Annotated in this window: 14 protein-coding genes; 7 read left to right on the top strand and 7 right to left on the bottom strand. The window is 72.7% G+C overall.

The annotated features are described in order from the left end of the window. Window positions 1–46 precede the first annotated feature (46 nt). Complete coding sequence (locus CP968_RS22820; RefSeq protein ID WP_150519769.1) at window positions 47–1,264, bottom strand: PucR family transcriptional regulator; 1,218 nt, start codon at window positions 1,262–1,264, stop codon at window positions 47–49. Window positions 1,265–1,345: 81 nt separating this feature from the next. Between CP968_RS22820 and CP968_RS22825 the strand changes: the two genes are divergently transcribed. After that, on the top strand, window positions 1,346–1,999 hold the full coding sequence (locus CP968_RS22825) for a pirin family protein (protein ID WP_150519770.1): 654 nt from the start codon (window positions 1,346–1,348) through the stop codon (window positions 1,997–1,999). Between the two features lie 31 nt (window positions 2,000–2,030). Here CP968_RS22825 and CP968_RS22830 read toward each other — a convergent pair whose 3' ends face one another. Further along, window positions 2,031–2,843 carry a serine hydrolase domain-containing protein gene (locus CP968_RS22830; RefSeq protein ID WP_150522066.1) on the bottom strand — a complete coding sequence of 271 codons (813 nt, stop codon included), beginning with the start codon at window positions 2,841–2,843 and terminating at the stop codon, window positions 2,031–2,033. A gap of 78 nt (window positions 2,844–2,921) precedes the next feature. Here CP968_RS22830 and CP968_RS22835 point away from each other — a divergent pair, with 78 nt between their 5' ends. Continuing rightward, window positions 2,922–3,320, top strand: coding sequence for a MerR family transcriptional regulator (locus tag CP968_RS22835; protein WP_150519771.1), 399 nt, complete (start codon window positions 2,922–2,924; stop codon window positions 3,318–3,320). After that, window positions 3,317–4,339: an aldo/keto reductase gene (locus tag CP968_RS22840; protein ID WP_150519772.1), complete on the top strand. Its 1,023-nt coding sequence runs from the start codon at window positions 3,317–3,319 to the stop codon at window positions 4,337–4,339. Before CP968_RS22835 ends, CP968_RS22840 begins: the two co-directional genes overlap by 4 nt. An 85-nt stretch (window positions 4,340–4,424) precedes the next feature. Here CP968_RS22840 and CP968_RS22845 read toward each other — a convergent pair whose 3' ends face one another. The 3 genes from CP968_RS22845 to CP968_RS22855 all read right to left on the bottom strand — a co-directional run bounded on the left by CP968_RS22845 (window position 4,425) and on the right by CP968_RS22855 (window position 7,455). After that, on the bottom strand, window positions 4,425–5,276 hold the full coding sequence (locus tag CP968_RS22845; protein ID WP_150519773.1) for a DUF4429 domain-containing protein: 852 nt from the start codon (window positions 5,274–5,276) through the stop codon (window positions 4,425–4,427). A 76-nt stretch (window positions 5,277–5,352) separates the two neighbouring features. Further along, window positions 5,353–6,492, bottom strand: coding sequence for an alpha/beta hydrolase (locus CP968_RS22850; RefSeq protein WP_150522067.1), 1,140 nt, complete (start codon window positions 6,490–6,492; stop codon window positions 5,353–5,355). Between the two features lie 270 nt (window positions 6,493–6,762). Next, window positions 6,763–7,455, bottom strand: coding sequence for a TetR/AcrR family transcriptional regulator (locus tag CP968_RS22855; RefSeq protein ID WP_150519774.1), 693 nt, complete (start codon window positions 7,453–7,455; stop codon window positions 6,763–6,765). Window positions 7,456–7,612: 157 nt separating this feature from the next. Between CP968_RS22855 and CP968_RS22860 the strand changes: the two genes are divergently transcribed. Both CP968_RS22860 and CP968_RS22865 read left to right on the top strand, forming a co-directional pair. Continuing rightward, the gene (locus CP968_RS22860; RefSeq protein ID WP_150519775.1) at window positions 7,613–9,220 is read left to right on the top strand and encodes an MFS transporter; all 1,608 of its coding nucleotides are present in this window, start codon (window positions 7,613–7,615) and stop codon (window positions 9,218–9,220) included. 183 nt (window positions 9,221–9,403) lie between these two features. Beyond that, entirely contained in the window at window positions 9,404–9,835 is a 432-nt protein-coding gene (locus tag CP968_RS22865) for a peptidase inhibitor family I36 protein (RefSeq protein WP_150519776.1), read from the top strand. On the opposite strand, the gene CP968_RS22870 is transcribed toward CP968_RS22865, so the two are convergent. Together CP968_RS22870 and aceE are read right to left on the bottom strand one after the other, a co-directional pair. Continuing rightward, window positions 9,816–10,658 carry a potassium channel family protein gene (locus CP968_RS22870; protein WP_150519777.1) on the bottom strand — a complete coding sequence of 281 codons (843 nt, stop codon included), beginning with the start codon at window positions 10,656–10,658 and terminating at the stop codon, window positions 9,816–9,818. The genes CP968_RS22865 and CP968_RS22870 overlap by 20 nt on opposite strands. A 119-nt stretch (window positions 10,659–10,777) precedes the next feature. Next, entirely contained in the window at window positions 10,778–13,510 is a 2,733-nt protein-coding gene (aceE, locus tag CP968_RS22875; protein ID WP_150519778.1) for a pyruvate dehydrogenase (acetyl-transferring), homodimeric type, read from the bottom strand. 439 nt (window positions 13,511–13,949) lie between these two features. Between aceE and CP968_RS22880 the strand changes: the two genes are divergently transcribed. Continuing rightward, entirely contained in the window at window positions 13,950–14,378 is a 429-nt protein-coding gene (locus CP968_RS22880; RefSeq protein ID WP_189828945.1) for a DUF3052 domain-containing protein, read from the top strand. Between the two features lie 159 nt (window positions 14,379–14,537). Further along, window positions 14,538–14,996, top strand: a complete 459-nt coding sequence (locus CP968_RS22885) for a peroxiredoxin (RefSeq protein ID WP_150519780.1) — start codon at window positions 14,538–14,540, stop codon at window positions 14,994–14,996. The last annotated feature ends 75 nt before the right edge of the window (window positions 14,997–15,071 follow it).

Here is a 15,071-nt window from a genome sequence, read left to right on the forward strand (position 1 = left end):
CAGGGACGAAGAACCGTCGGGGTAATTGTTGATGTCCGACAAAAGTCTAGGACTGGGGATCGCCGTCGGCCAGACGCCCGAGGATCAGGGCGATCCTCAGCGTGAACGCGGAACGGACATCGGAGGGCGACCAGCCGGTGACGTCGGTCACACGTCGGAGCCGGTAGCGCACCGTGTTGGGGTGGACGAAGAGCATCCGCGCCGCCCCCTCCAGGCTGCTGGCCTGCTCCAGATAGACGCTCAGCGTCTCCAGCAGCGCCGAACCCGCCTCCTCCAGCGGTCTGTAGATCTCCTCCACCAACTGCTCCCGGGCAGCGGGATCGGAGGCGATCGCGCGCTCCGGAAGGAGATCGTCCGCCAGGACGGGCCGCGGAGCGTCCTGCCACGCCGTGCACGCCTTCAGACCGGCCGCGGCGGCCTGCGCCGACTTCGTCGCGTTCAGCAGGTCCGGCACCACCGGGCCGGCCACCACCGGACCCGCCGCGAACGGCCCGATCAGGGACTTGGCCACCTGCATCGGATTGTCGCTGCCGCCCGCGATGACCACCAGACGGTCCCCGAGCACCCCCGTCAGCACCTGGAGCTTGTGGTGGCGGGCCGCCCGCCGGATCGCCTCCACCGTCAGCTCGCTGTCGCCCTCGGGCGCCGTGCCGAGCACCACGCACACGTGGTCCGGCGAGTTCCAGCCCAGCGCCGCCGCCCGCGACAGCGCCCCCTCGTCGGCCTCCCCGGACAGCACCGCGTTGACCACGAGGGACTCCAGCCGGGCGTCCCACGCCCCGCGCGCCTCGGCGGCCTGCGCGTACACCTGGGCCGTCGCGAACGCGATCTCCCGGGCGTACACCAGCAGCGCCTCGCGCAGGATCGACTCGTCGCCCGGGGCCGCCACCTCCTCGATCGCGGTCTCCATGACCTCGATCGTGGTGCGGACCATCTCGACGGTCTGCCGCAGCGTGATCGCCCGGGTCAGCTCGCGCGGCGCCGTGCCGAAGACGTCGGTGGAGATGGCCTGCGTGGTCTCCGGGTGCCGGAACCACTCGGTGAACGCCGCGATGCCGGCCTGCGCGACCAGACCGATCCACGACCGGTTCTCCGGCGGCATCGCCCGGTACCACGGCAGGGTCTCGTCCATGCGCGCGATCGCGTTGGCGGCCAGCCGTCCGGCCGACTTCTCCAGCCGGCGCAGCGTCGCGACGTGCGGATGGGCCGGCACGGGATGCGCGGACGGGACGGCGGGGGAATGCTCACGTTCGGGTTGAGGCACGGGACAAGACTGCCTTATCGGCGGGGCTGCTCGACGTCCGGTCCCGCGTCCGCCCCGCGGCGGACGGCTACGGTGGCACCCATGATCGATGTACGTCGCGGAGCCGACCGGTACGAGGGCGGCGACCCGTCCGCCGGGATCTCCACCCGGCACGCCTTCTCCTTCGGATCCTCCTACGACCCGGACAACCTGCGCTTCGGACCGGTCCTGGCCTGCAACGAGGAGCAGCTCGCCCCCGGCGCCGGCTTCGACGAGCACCCCCACAGCCACACCGAGATCCTGACCTGGGTGGCCGAGGGCGAGCTCGCGCACCAGGACAGCACCGGCGAGCGCGGCCTCGTCGCCGCCGGGGACGTGCAGCGGCTGAGCGCCGGTTCCGGGGTCCGCCACGCCGAGCGCAACGACGGGGACCGGCCGCTGCGGTTCGTGCAGATCTGGCTCGCGCCGCTCGCCGCCGGCGGAGCACCCTCCTACGAGGTGGTCCGCGGCCTCCCCGACGCCACGCCCTACCCGCTCCCCGCGGCCGGCGCCACCCTGCACGTCCGGCGGCCGGGCGCGGGCGAGCGGGTGGCCGTACCGGCCGCGGAGCGCGTCTACCTGCACGTGGTCCGCGGTGACCTGCGCCTGGACGGGGAGGAGCTGGGCCCCGGTGACTCGGCGCGCCTCACCGGGGAGAAGGACCTGGTGGCCGTGGCCGGCTCGCCCGGGGAACTGCTGATCCTGGAGCTGCCGTAGCCCGCCGGGAAGCCGCCGGGAGAGGGACGGCCTAGGCCAGTTCGGCCAGGACCGCGTCGGTGAACGGCGGCCACGCCCGGACCGCCCACGGGCCGAAGGCCCGGTCGGTCAGCGCCACGCACGCGGCGCGCGCGTCCGGGTCCACCCACAGGAAGGTGCCGGACTGGCCGAAGTGGCCGAAGGTGCGCGGCGAGGAGGCGGCGCCCGTCCAGTGCGGGGACTTGCCGTCGCGGATCTCCAGGCCGAGGCCCCAGTCGTTGGGGGACTGGTGCCCGTAACCGGGCAGCACGCCCTTGAGACCGGGGTGGACCACCGAGGTGGCCGCGGCGACCGTGCGCACGTCGAGCAGGCGCGGAGCCTGCAGCTCGGCCGCGAACCGCACCAGGTCGGACACGGTGGACACGCCGTCCTTCGCCGGCGAGCCCTCCAGCGAGGACGCGGCCATGCCGAGCGGCTCGAAGACCGCCTCGTGCAGGTACTGCGCGAAGGGGATGCCGGTGGCCTTGGCGATGTGGTCGCCGAGGACCTCGAAACCGGCGTTCGAGTACAGCCGGCGCTCGCCGGGCGGGGCCGTCACCCGGTGCTCGTCGAAGGCCAGGCCGCTGGTGTGCGCCAGCAGGTGGCGGACGGTCGAGCCGTCCGGGCCGGCCGGCTCGTCGAGTTCGAGCGCGCCCTCCTCGTACGCGACCAGCGCGGCGTACGCGGCGAGCGGTTTGGTCACCGAGGCCAGCGCGAACCGGTGGTCCACCGGCCCGTGGGAGCCGGCCAGGGTCCCGTCGGCGCGCACGACGGCCGCGGCCGCCGTCGCCACCGGCCAGTTCTCGATGATCCGCAGGCTTTCCATGCCGTTGCCGGCCTCCACGCTCTCCATGCCGCCGAGCCTACTTGCTTGGAGTGCACTCAAGGGTTTTAGCGTGGAGCCATGAGCCAGAGCCTGACGCAGACGCGGTACACGATCAGCGAGGTCGAGGCCCGGACCGGTCTGACCCAGCACACCCTGCGCTGGTACGAGCGGATCGGTCTGATGCCGCACGTGGACCGCTCCCATTCGGGCCAGCGGCGCTTCAGCGACAAGGACCTGGGCTGGCTGGCCTTCGTGGGCAAGCTGCGCACCACCGGGATGTCGGTGGCGGACATGGTCCGCTACGCCGAGCTGGTGCGCGAGGGCGAGCACACCTTCGACGAGCGCCGCGAGCTGCTGGAGCGGACGCGGCGCGACGTGCGGGCGCGCATCGCGGAGCTGACCGACGCGCTGGAGGTACTGGACTACAAGATCGGCACCTATGCGATGAACCCGGTCGCGGGGAAGGCGGAGCAATGACGGAGCACGGCACCACCATCGCGCAGGTCGAGCTGGGCAAGGGCGGCCCGAGGGTCGGCGTCCAGGGCCTCGGCTGCATGGGCATCAGCGAGTTCTACGGGGACACCGACGAGACGGCGGCCCGGGCCACCCTGGACGCGGCCCTGGCCGCCGGGGTCACCCTCTTCGACACCGCAGACGTGTACGGGCGGGGGCGCAACGAGGAGTTCCTGGCCCCCTTCGTCGCGGCGCACCGCGACGAGATCACCCTGGCCACGAAGTTCGCCATAGAGCGCACCGACGACCCGCAGTACCGGGCCGTGCGCAACGACCCGGCGTACGTCCGCCGGGCCGTCGAGGGCAGCCTGCGCCGGCTCGGCGTGGACGTCATCGACCTGTACTACATGCACCGGCGCGACCCGGCCGTGCCGCTGGCCGATTCGGTCGGGGCCATGGCCGAGCTGGTGCGCGAGGGCAAGGTGCGCCACCTGGGGCTCAGCGAGGTCACCGGCCCGGAGCTGCGCGAGGCGCACGCCGTCCACCCGATCGCGGCGCTCCAGTCGGAGTGGTCGCTCTTCAGCAGGGACGTGGAGCGCAGCGCGGTGGGCGCGGCGGCCGAACTGGGCGTGGCGCTGGTCCCGTACTCCCCGCTCGGCCGCGGTTTCCTCACCGGCTCCTTCGCGAACGCGGACAAGGACCTGTCGGAAGGGGACTTCCGTCGCTACCAGCCCCGCTTCACCGGGGACAACGCACAGGTCAACGCGGCCCTGCTGGCCCCGGTACGGGAGATCGCCGAGGCGCACGGGGCCAGCCCGGCGCAGATCGCGCTGGCCTGGGTGCAGCAGCGGGCCCGGGTGCACGGGCTGACGGTGGTCCCGATCCCGGGCACCCGCAAGCCGGCCCGGCTCGCGGAGAACGCGGCCGCCACCCGGATCGCCCTCACGGACGCCGAGCTGGCGCTCCTGGAACCCATCGCCGGGCGGGTCGCGGGGGACCGCTACCCGGACATGAGCTCCACCTCGGCGGCGCGGGAGGAGTGACGGCCGCGGGCCCGCGCCGCCCGGCGGCGGCCGAGGTGCGGGCGGCGCGGGCGGTGCGGACCCGACGGGCCCGGGAGCGGACGCCCTAGCGGGACTCCGCCGCGAACCGGTCCCGCAGCGCGGCGTACTCGGCGTCCGTCAGCAGGCCCGCGCCGTGCAGTTCGCCGAGGTGGCGCAGCCGGTCGTCGCCGGAGCGGGCCGTGCGGGCACCGGGCACCGCGGCGACCGGGGTGCGGGCGCGCAGGGCGGCGAGGACGGCCGCGGCGAACGGCAGGGACTCGTGCACCGCCCCGTAGCCGACGCCGAAGACGGCCGAGGCGAGGTCGTGGTCCGGGCGGGGGTCGGCGGCGCCGTCGCGCAGCAGGAGCCGCAGGTGGCCGCCCGGGCCCTCGGGCGAGGCCCACTCGACGCCGGCGAGGGCGGCCAGCGGATAGCGCTGGTCGCCCGCCTTCCACTTGGTGCCGGTGGCGCCCGTACGGGACCACTGGAAGGTGACCGCGGCGCCGTCGAAGCCCACCCGGGCGTCGTGCGCCTTCAGCTGGAGCGGCGGCCCGGGGGCGTCGACGAGGAACTCCTCGGCCGGTTCGGCGGCGTCCGGCCCCAGCCGGGAGCCCAGCGCCCGGGCGAAGGCTTCGGCGTGCGCCGCCCTATCGGCCGGCAGCACCAGCCGGTAGGGGTCGCAGGCCTCCTTCAACTGCCCGGCGGCGGCCTCCGCCAGCGGGTCGGCGCCCGGCCGCGGGAGGGCGCGCAGCACCACCGTGTTCCGTCTTCCGGCGGTCACGGTCGTCGCGGACACCGCTTCGAGGGGGATTCGGCGCGAGCCGAGGGCCTGCCACAGCCGTGGCGTCCTGATCCCCCGTGCGAAGCGGATGAGCACCGAGTCCGTCTCCGGGTCCAGCTCCCAGATGGCATGGTTTCCGGCCAGTACGTCACCCATGTGCCACATCGTAGAGGGCGGCGCCCCCACGCGTCCCCCCTCGGTGCGCAGCCCGTTGTGCGGGCCTGCGCACCGGTCAGTCCTGCGGAGTTCCGGAAATTCCGTCGCGGCAGGTGTCGTCCCCGGTCGCACACTCAACGGAATCGAACGCACCGGTTCCGATCCGGGCGAAGTTCGCCACCGACCCGGTCCCTGGCGCGAAATAGCCGGTGTGGGTCCGGGCGGTGCCCGAGGACAGCACCCGCGCCCCGAACCCGGGGGACACCGGGTCCGCGCCGTGCCCCAGCCCGCCCACCTCCAGGTGGGGTACGTCCGCGATCCAGTCGTCCGTGTCGCGGGTGGCCCACACCCGGGCGGAGGTGTGCAGCTCCGCCACGGTCTCCGCGCGCATCCCGGGGCTGCCCGCCACCACCACGTCGGTGACCCGCCGCGGCAGTTGGTGCGCGGCGACCCCGCACACCACCGAGCCGTAGCTGTGGCAGAACAGCGCCACGCCGGAGCGGCCGGGCAGGGCCGCCGTCAGCGACTGGAGCCGGCGGGCGCCGTCCACGGCCAGCCGGCCCGTGGCCGCGTCCATGCCGACCCCGGTCGGCGCGGTGTAGCCGGCCCAGGCGATGACCGCGGTGCGGTCGGGCGGCGCGGCGGCGCGCTGTGCCTCGTACAGGGACTCGGCCATGCCGACGGGGGCGGTGAAGCGGCGCTGGGTGCGTTCGAAGGTGATCAGGTCGCTGTCGACCCCGGGGACGACCACCGAGATCCGGCGGGCCCGGTCGAGGCTGCCGAAGACCTCGGCGACGTGCCCGCCGCCGGTGGGGTCGAAGGCGAGGATCTGCCGGCCGGGCTCGGCGAGCGAGGCGAAGCGGTGGGCCCGGCGGGTGGCGGTCGCGCGGTCGACGGGGGTCAGGGCCACGTCGTGGCTGCGGGCCTCCTCGACGCGCTCCGCCTGGGCGAGGCCGTACCGGTTGGCCTGGTAGCGGGTGGCCGGGGGGACCCCGTCGAGGTTGCCGACGACGAGCGGGTGGCCCTCGGCGAGCCGGGCCCGTTCGGCGCTGTCGAGGCCGGCGAAGAAGCGGGCCACGACGGGCGGCGCGGCGTCGGCGGCCGGGACCGGGCGCCCGCCGACCCGGGCGTGGGACCAGGCGGTGAGGGCCGCGGCCCGCAGCGGGGTGCCGCCCTCGGGGCGGTGCACCGCGGTCCAGCCGGTCGTCGCCAGCATGACGAAGACCACCGCGAGCGCGAGCAGGGTGCGCAAGGCGGCGGGATGCGTTTCGGCGACGTGGACGCTGGGGAGGGCGGGGCCGGGCGGTTTCACTGGAAACAGCCTAGGAGAACCCCTCGGACCGTGGCGCGCGGGGTGACCCGATTCACGGCCGACCGTGGGACCGGGACCCGCGCGCCGGAGCGGGCCGGGACCCGTGCGGCGGCGGGCGCAGGCCGGGCGGCCGGGGCGCCGGGCGGGGCCGGGCGCAGGCGGCCGTTCGGGCCGTCAGGATCCGTCGACGGCGGGCGGGTCGCGCCAGTGGGTCGCCAGCGCCGGGCCGATCTGGTCCAGGTACGCCTCGGTCATCCGCCGGATCGCCGCGACACTGGTGTCCTCGCCCTGGCCCCAGAGCCGGCCGGTGACCCGCATCACGCCGGAGAACGCGGCGACGGCCACCCGCGGCCGGGGGTCGGCGTCCAGGTCCAGGCCCTCGCGCTCGGCGATCAGCCGGGAGATCCGCTCCTCCAGCTCGGTGGAGCGCCGCAGGTGCACGGCGAGGAGCGCGGGGGTGGACTCGATCAGCCGGTAGCTGCGCATGTACAGGTCGACCGGGACCAGTTCGGAGAGCGCCTCCTCGATGGTGTCCCAGGCGGCCAGGACGGCGGCCCGCATGGCCTCGAAGGGGCCCTCGGCGGGCGGCCGGGCCCGCAGCTCGGCCACGAAGTGCGATTCGACGAGGTCCTGGACCGCGAAGGCGACCTCCTCCTTGTTGGAGAAGTAGCGGAAGAAGGTGCGCTGGGAGACGTGCACGGCGTCGGTGATCTCGTCGACGGTGGTCCGCTCGTAGCCCCGGGAGACGAAGAGCAGCAGGGCGGCGCGCAGCAGCGCGTCCCGGGTCCGGCGCTTCTTGCGTTCGCGCAGCCCCGCGGCGGGGGCCGGGGGCACCGGGGCGGCCGCGGGCCGCCGCTCGTCGGTCATCACCGCTCGGAAGTCCCTTCTGCGAGGCCGGTACGGGCTCGTATCTGACGCTGTATCTGACGCTGAGTGAGCGGTCAGGGTACCTGTGACGGACCTGACAGTTACCGTCTGGTTAAGCCGTCTGTGAAGTGTCAGCCACTGTCACTAGCCTGTTCGCATGACTAGTCAGATCACCGTCGACGACCAGGTACCCGCCAAGGAACCAGGATCGGCGCCGGCCCCCACCGGGTTGCGCGGCCACCCCTGGCTCACCCTCTTCGCCGTCGCGATCGGCGTCATGATGGTCACGCTCGACGGCACGATCGTCGCCGTCGCCAACCCCGCCATCCAAAAGGACCTCGGCGCCTCCCTCGCCGAGGTGCAGTGGATCACCAACGGCTACCTGCTCGCGCTCGCCGTCTCCCTGATCACCGCGGGCAAGCTCGGCGACCGCTTCGGCCACCGCCAGACCTTCCTCATCGGCATCGCCGGCTTCGCCGTCTCCTCCGCGGCGATCGGCCTGGCCACCGGCGTCGAACTGGTCATCGGCTTCCGCGTCGCCCAAGGCCTCTTCGGCGCCCTGCTGATGCCCGCCGCGCTCGGCCTGCTGCGCGCCACCTTCCCCGCCGAGAAGCTCAACATGGCCATCGGCATCTGGGGCATGGTGATCGGCGCCTCGACCGCCGCCGGCCCCATCGTCGGCGGCCTGCTCGTGGAGAACGTCAGCTGGGAATCGGTCTTCTTCATCAACGTGCCGGTCGGCGTCGTCGCCCTGCTCTTCGGCCTGTTCATCCTGGTCGACCACCGCGCCGCGAACGCCCCGCGCTCCTTCGACGTGCTGGGCATCGTGCTGCTGTCGGCCGCGATGTTCTCCCTCATCTGGGCCCTGATCAAGGCCGCCGAGTGGGGCTGGGGCGACACGAAGACCCTGCTGTTCCTCGCCGCCGCCGTGCTCTGCTTCGTGCTCTTCACCCTCTGGGAGAGCAAGGTCTCCGAACCCCTCATCCCGCTGGGCATGTTCCGTTCGCTGCCGCTGTCCGCGGGCACCGTGCTGATGGTGCTGATGGCCTTCGCCTTCATGGGCGGCCTGTTCTTCGTCACCTTCTACCTGCAGAACGTCCACGGCATGAGCCCGGTCGACAGCGGCCTGCACCTGCTCCCGCTCACCGGAATGATGATCGTCGGCTCGCCGCTGGCCGGCCTGGCCATCACCAAGGTCGGCCCGCGCCTGCCGCTGGTCGCCGGCATGGTCGCCACCGCCGCCGCCTGCTTCGGGATGGCCCGCCTCACCCCCGACAGCGGCACCCTCACCATGTCCCTGTGGTTCGCCCTCCTCGGCCTCGGCCTCGCGCCCGTCATGGTCGGCGCCACCGAGGTCATCGTCGGCAACGCCCCGCTGGAGCTGTCCGGCGTGGCCGGCGGCCTCCAGCAGGCCGCCATGCAGGTGGGCGGCAGCCTCGGCACCGCCGTCCTCGGCGCGGTCATGGCGTCCACCGTCGGCAACTCGTTCGGGGACAACTGGCGCGCCGCCCAGCTGCCGCCGCTCACCCCCGAGCAGACCGAGCTCGCCGAGCGGGGCATCCAGGTCGGCCTCGCGCCCGTCCCGGAGGGCACCCCCGAGCAGATCGCCCAGACCATCACCCGGGTCGCGCACGAGACGTTCGTCGACGGCATGGGCACCGCCTTCACCGTCGCCGGCGTCGTCGCGGTCGTCGCGGCCGTCGTGGCCTGCTTCACCAAGCGCGGCGAGAACGCCGCCGCCGGAGCGGGCGCCGCCCACATCTGACCGCCGCGCAGCCGTCAACCCCGTACGCGCGACAGCCCCGCCGGAGCGACCCGGCGGGGCTGTCGCCTATCCGGGTGGACCCGGCCGGGGCCCCTTCCCTCGCCCTCCACCGCAGGTCAGCGTGGTGCCCACGGCGCTCCGGAACGGTCCGGGGCACCGAAGTCCACAAGGAGTTGACCCGTCATGCGTACGTGTAACACCCCCCGCGCCACGACCCTCCTGGCCGCCGCCGTCCTCGCCGCCACCGCGCTCATCCCCACCACCGCGCCGGCCGCGCACGCCGCCGCGCAGCGCCCCTCGGCCGCCCGTCCCGCGACCGCCCCGGCGGCGGCGTCCGGCGCCTGCGCCACCGGACAGCTGTGCCTGTGGGCCAAACCGGATTTCCAGGGCGCCCGGTACGTCCACGAGCTCAGCACCCTCGACATCGAGAGCTGCACCGCCCTGCCCGCGGGCAAGACCGCCCAGGCCCTCGTCAACCGGACCGGCCGGCCCGTCACCACCTACCAGTCCGCGGAGTGCGCCGAGACCGGCGAGTTCCAGACCTATCCCGGGGACGGGGTGCAGCTGCCCCAATCGCCCTACCAGGTCAGGGCCTTCAAGGTGTGGGAGCACTAGGACGCACGGCCGCGGCCGCGCCCGCCGTCACCGGAGCAGCGGCCGCACCCCCGGCCGCGGCGGGCGCCGGAGCCGGTACGCCGGTGCCCGTGCCCGCGGGGCCGCCGCCCAGCCGGGCGACCTCCGCGCGCAGCGCGCGCACCTCCGCGGTCAGCTCGGCGATGGCCGCGGTCTGCTCCCGCTCCGCCCGGTCGTCCCGTTCGAACCGGGAGATGAACCAGGCCGCGATGTTGGCGGTCACCACACCCAGCAGCGCGATCCCCGACAGCATCAGGCCCACCGCCAGCAGCCGCCCCAGGCCGGTGGTGGGGGAGTGGTCCCCGTACCCGACCGTCGTCATGGTGGTCACCGACCACCACAGGGCGTCCCCCAGGTTCCGGATGTTGCCGTGGGGGGCGTCGCGCTCCACGCTGAGCACCGCCAGCGAACCGAACATCAGCAGCCCGACCACCGACCCGGCCACGTACGTGGTCAGCCGGACCTGCGGCGCCATCCGGGCCCGCCGCCCCACCAGCAGCAGCGTCGCGACCAGCCGCAGCAGCCGCAGCGGCTGGATCATCGGCAGCACCACCGCCGCCAGATCCATCCAGTGGGTCCGCACGAACGCCCCGCGGGCCGGCGACAGCGCCAGGCGCACCAGGTAGTCGCAGGCGAAGGCCGCCCACACCACCCACTCGGTGACCAGGCACGCCCGGTGCACCGACGGGTGCGCGTCCGGGGCCACGATCGGCACCGTGTAGGCGGCGGCGAAGGCCACGGCGAGGACGAGCAGCGGAGTCTGGCTCCGCCGCTCCCACGTCACCTGGCGGGAGGGTTCCTTCATGCGCAGCATCGTAAGGAACCGGTAAAACCGACGCGCCACGGACGGCGGGGCCGGGGCACACGCCCCGGCCCCGCCGTCCGTACGGCCCGCCCCGGCCGTCCGGCGTCAGACGCCGGACCTCAGGCGTCGCCGCCCGCGGCGCCCGGGTCGGCCGCCGTGACGTCGAGCAGCTGGTACCGGTCGACGGCCTGCTTCAGCACCGAACGGTCGATCTTCCCGTCCCGCGCCAGCTCGGTCAGCGTCGCCAGCACCACCGACTGGGCGTCGATGTGGAAGAAGCGCCGAGCGGCGCCGCGCGTGTCCGCGAAGCCGAAGCCGTCCGCGCCCAGCGAGGTGTACGTGCCCGGCACCCAGCGCGAGATCTGGTCCGGCACCGAGCGCATCCAGTCCGAGACGGCCACGAACGGCCCCTCGGCACCCGACAGCTTGCGCGTCACGTACGGGACCCGCTGCTCCTCCTCCGGGTGCAGCAGGTTGTGCTCCTCCACCGCGACGGCCTCGCGGCGCAGCTCGTTCCACGAGGTCGCCGACCACACGTCCGCCCGGACGTTCCACTCCTCGGCCAGCAGCCGCTGCGCCTCCAGCGCCCACGGCACCGCCACGCCCGAGGCCATGATCTGCGCCCCGATGGTGCCCGAGGTGCCCCGCGACACCCGGTGGATGCCCTTGAGGATGCCGTCGACGTCCACGTCGGCCGGCTCGGCCGGGTGCTGGATCGGCTCGTTGTAGACGGTCAGGTAGTAGAAGACGTCCTCGGCGTCGGGACCGTACATCCGGCGCAGACCGTCCCGCACGATGTGGGCGATCTCGTACCCGTAGGCCGGGTCGTACGCCACGCAGCCCGGGTTGGTCGAGGCCAGCAGCTGGGAATGGCCGTCGGCGTGCTGGAGGCCCTCACCCGTGAGGGTGGTCCGGCCCGCGGTCGCGCCCAGGACGAAACCGCGCGCGAGCTGGTCGGCCATCTGCCAGAACTGGTCACCCGTGCGCTGGAAGCCGAACATCGAGTAGAAGACGTAGACCGGGATCAGCGGCTCGCCGTGCGTCGCGTACGCCGAGCCCGCCGCGATCAGCGAGGCCGTGCAGCCCGCCTCCGAAATGCCGTCGTGCAGCATCTGGCCCGTCGGCGACTCCTTGTACGCGAGCAGCAGCTCGCGGTCGACCGCCTCGTACTGCTGACCCAGCGGGTTGTAGATCTTGGCGCTCGGGAAGAACGCGTCCATGCCGAAGGTGCGGTACTCGTCGGGCGCGATCAGCACGAACCGCTTGCCGATCTCCTTGTCCCGCATCAGGTCCTTCAGGATGCGGACGAAGGCCATCGTCGTGGCGATCGACTGCTGGCCCGAGCCCTTGCGGGCCGCCGCGTACGCCTTCTCGTCCGGCAGCTGCAGCGGCTTCGCGCGCACCACGCGCGTCGGCACGTAGCCGCCGTGCGCGCTGCGCTGGTCGTGCATGTACTGGATCTCGGGGGAGTTGCGGCCCGGGTGGTAGTACGGAGGGGCGCCGCCCTCCAACTGCGCGTCCGTGACCGGGATGTGCAGGCGGTCGCGGAAGCGCTTCAGGTCGTCGACCGTCAGCTTCTTCATCTGGTGCGTCGCGTTGCGGCCCTCGAAGTTCGGGCCCAGCGTCCAACCCTTGACCGTCTGCGCCAGGATCACCGTCGGCTGGCCCTTGTGGGCCTTGGCCGCCGCGTACGCCGCGTAGACCTTCTTGTGGTCGTGGCCGCCGCGGCCCAGGTGCTGGATCTGCTGGTCGGTCATGTTCTCGACCATCGCGCGCAGCCGCTGGTCGCCGCCGAAGAAGTGCTCGCGGATGTACGCGCCCGACTCGGTGGCGTACGTCTGGAACTGGCCGTCGGGCGTGGAGTTCATCTTGTTGACCAGGATGCCGTCGCGGTCCTGCGCCAGCAGCGGGTCCCAGGAGCGGTCCCAGATCAGCTTGATGACGTTCCAGCCGGCGCCCCGGAACTGCGACTCCAGCTCCTGGATGATCTTGCCGTTGCCGCGCACCGGGCCGTCGAGGCGCTGGAGGTTGCAGTTGACCACGAAGGTCAGGTTGTCCAGCCCCTCGCGGGCCGCGATCGACAGCTGGCCGAGCGACTCCGGCTCGTCCATCTCGCCGTCGCCCAGGTACGCCCAGACGTGCGACTTCGAGGTGTCGGCGATGCCGCGCGCCTGCATGTAGCGGTTCATCCGGGCCTGGTAGATCGCGCCGAGCGGGCCGAGGCCCATCGAGACGGTCGGGAACTCCCAGAAGTCCGGCATCAGTCGCGGGTGCGGGTAGCTGGACAGGCCGTACGGGGCCTTCGACTTCTCCTGCCGGAACGCGTCGAGCTGCTGCTCGGAGAGCCGGTCCAGGAGGAACGCGCGGGCGTAGATGCCGGGGGAGGCGTGCCCCTGGAAGAAGATCTGGTCGCCGCCGTCGCCCTCGTCCTTGCCCCGGAAGAAGTGGTTGAAGCCCACGTCGTAGAGGGAGGCGGAGGAGGCGAAGGTGGCGATGTGGCCGCCGACCCCGATCCCGGGACGCTGGGCGCGCGAGACCATGACGGCCGCGTTCCACCGGGTGGCGTTGAGGACCTTGCGCTCGATCTCCTCGTTGCCCGGGAAGAACGGCTCGTCCTTGGTCGCGATGGTGTTGACGTAGTCCGAGGAGCGCATCTCGGGCACGGCCACGCGCTTCTCGCGGGCCCGCTCGATCAGCCGCAGCATCAGGTAGCGGGCGCGCTCACGGCCCCGCTCGTCGACGGCCGCGTCGAGGGAGTCGAGCCACTCCTGCGTCTCCTCCGGATCGAAGTCCGGGACCTGACTGGGCAGGCCGCCAATGATGATCGGGTTGCGATCGGATGCGGAAGCCACGCTGTTCCTTCGCTGTCGGGGGAGTCGTGCCTGGGGTTCGCCGCCTCCCATGGTCTTACGCTCGGCCGTAATCGTCATCTTTACCACCGGGTAACCCTTGGCGTCGGCGGGGTGTCCGACGGAAAGGGGCGACGGCGGTCCGGCCAAAACGCAACCTTACGCCCAAGACGGGCAACGATTTCGTAAGGCCGTTCGTCCCTCAAACAGGTAGGAAAGTCCTCAGGCAGTACCGAACCAGCGGGAATGGTGTGGGATGAATCACCGGAGGGACATGCGGGCAGGCTGAAAGTTGCGGCGAGACGGCCGCAATCGTCACCGTTTCGACGGTCTCGGCGGCCGGGTACTTGCGCGATCCGCCGCGCCCGTGTGGACTACGCCCAATGCTGCGCGTACGCGCGCCGCCCGAAGACATTCACCGAACATGAGCAGGAGGCACCCCGTGAGCGCGACCGCGGACCACGCGGAGAGCCCGGCCACCCGGCTGGGCTTCCAGTCCGACCAGGTGGTCCAGGAGATCGGCTACGACGACGACGTCGATCAGGAATTCCGTGAGTCCATCGAGGACCAGATCGGCAGCGACCTCGTCGACGAGGACTACGACGACGAGGTCGACGCCGTGGTCCTCTGGTTCCGGGAAGAGGACGGCGACCTGACCGACGCACTGGTCGATGCCATCGAGCTGGTTGACGAGAGTGCCGTCGTCCTGCTGCTGACTCCCAAGACGGGCCGTGACGGCTTCGTGGAGGCCAGCGACATCAGCGAGGCAGTCGAGACCGCCGGCCTCTCCCAGGCCAAGCCCGTCAGCGTTGGCAAGGACTGGACGGCCACCAAGCTGGTGACGCCCAAGGCCGCAGCCAAGAAGCGCTGAGCCGCGCCTCGCAGTCAGAGCGGACACGCACGCCCCGCCGATCCGGGTGACCCCGGCCGGCGGGGCGTGCGCGTTCACCGCCCGCGAACCCCGCAGGGCCTAGGCTTGCACCACCCGAACAGCGCAACGCGGCGCAGCAGGAACGAAGGGAAGCGACAGATGGCGATCGAGGTCGGCGACAAGGCCCCGGACTTCGAGCTCAAGGACAACCACGGCGCCACCGTGCGGCTCTCGGACTTCCGGGGCGAGAAGGCCGTCGTGCTGCTCTTCTACCCGTTCGCCTTCACCGGCGTCTGCACGGGCGAGCTCTGCGCGCTGCGCGATCGGCTGCCGCACTTCCAGAACGACGACGTGCAGCTGCTGGCCGTCTCCAACGACTCCGTGCCGACCCTGCGGGTCTTCGGCGAGCAGGAGGGGCTGGAGTACCCGCTGCTGTCCGACTTCTGGCCGCACGGGGAGACCTCCCGCGCGTACGGGGTCTTCGACGAGGAGAAGGGCTGCGCGGTGCGCGGCACCTTCATCATCGACAAGGAGGGCGTCGTGCGCTGGACCGTCGTCAACGGCCTGCCCGACGCGCGTGACCTGAACGAGTACATCCGCGCGCTCGACAGCCTCTGAGCCGTCCCCGAGCGGCATCCGCACGAAAACCGGTTAACAGGCGGGAACCCGTCACTAGGATCGGAACGTTGATCC

Source organism: Streptomyces subrutilus, from assembly GCF_008704535.1.
GTDB classification, from domain to species: Bacteria; Actinomycetota; Actinomycetes; order Streptomycetales; family Streptomycetaceae; genus Streptomyces; species Streptomyces subrutilus.

Coding starts and splice junctions, on each gene's coding strand:
- CP968_RS22825 (WP_150519770.1), top strand. CDS start 1,346: ATGATCGATGTACGTCGCGGAGCCGACCGGTACGAGGGCGGCGACCCG.
- CP968_RS22830 (WP_150522066.1), bottom strand. CDS start 2,843: ATGGAAAGCCTGCGGATCATCGAGAACTGGCCGGTGGCGACGGCGGCC.
- CP968_RS22835 (WP_150519771.1), top strand. CDS start 2,922: ATGAGCCAGAGCCTGACGCAGACGCGGTACACGATCAGCGAGGTCGAG.
- CP968_RS22840 (WP_150519772.1), top strand. CDS start 3,317: ATGACGGAGCACGGCACCACCATCGCGCAGGTCGAGCTGGGCAAGGGC.
- CP968_RS22845 (WP_150519773.1), bottom strand. CDS start 5,276: ATGGGTGACGTACTGGCCGGAAACCATGCCATCTGGGAGCTGGACCCG.
- CP968_RS22850 (WP_150522067.1), bottom strand. CDS start 6,492: ATGCTGGCGACGACCGGCTGGACCGCGGTGCACCGCCCCGAGGGCGGC.
- CP968_RS22855 (WP_150519774.1), bottom strand. CDS start 7,455: ATGACCGACGAGCGGCGGCCCGCGGCCGCCCCGGTGCCCCCGGCCCCC.
- CP968_RS22860 (WP_150519775.1), top strand. CDS start 7,613: ATGACTAGTCAGATCACCGTCGACGACCAGGTACCCGCCAAGGAACCA.
- CP968_RS22865 (WP_150519776.1), top strand. CDS start 9,404: ATGCGTACGTGTAACACCCCCCGCGCCACGACCCTCCTGGCCGCCGCC.
- CP968_RS22870 (WP_150519777.1), bottom strand. CDS start 10,658: ATGAAGGAACCCTCCCGCCAGGTGACGTGGGAGCGGCGGAGCCAGACT.
- CP968_RS22885 (WP_150519780.1), top strand. CDS start 14,538: ATGGCGATCGAGGTCGGCGACAAGGCCCCGGACTTCGAGCTCAAGGAC.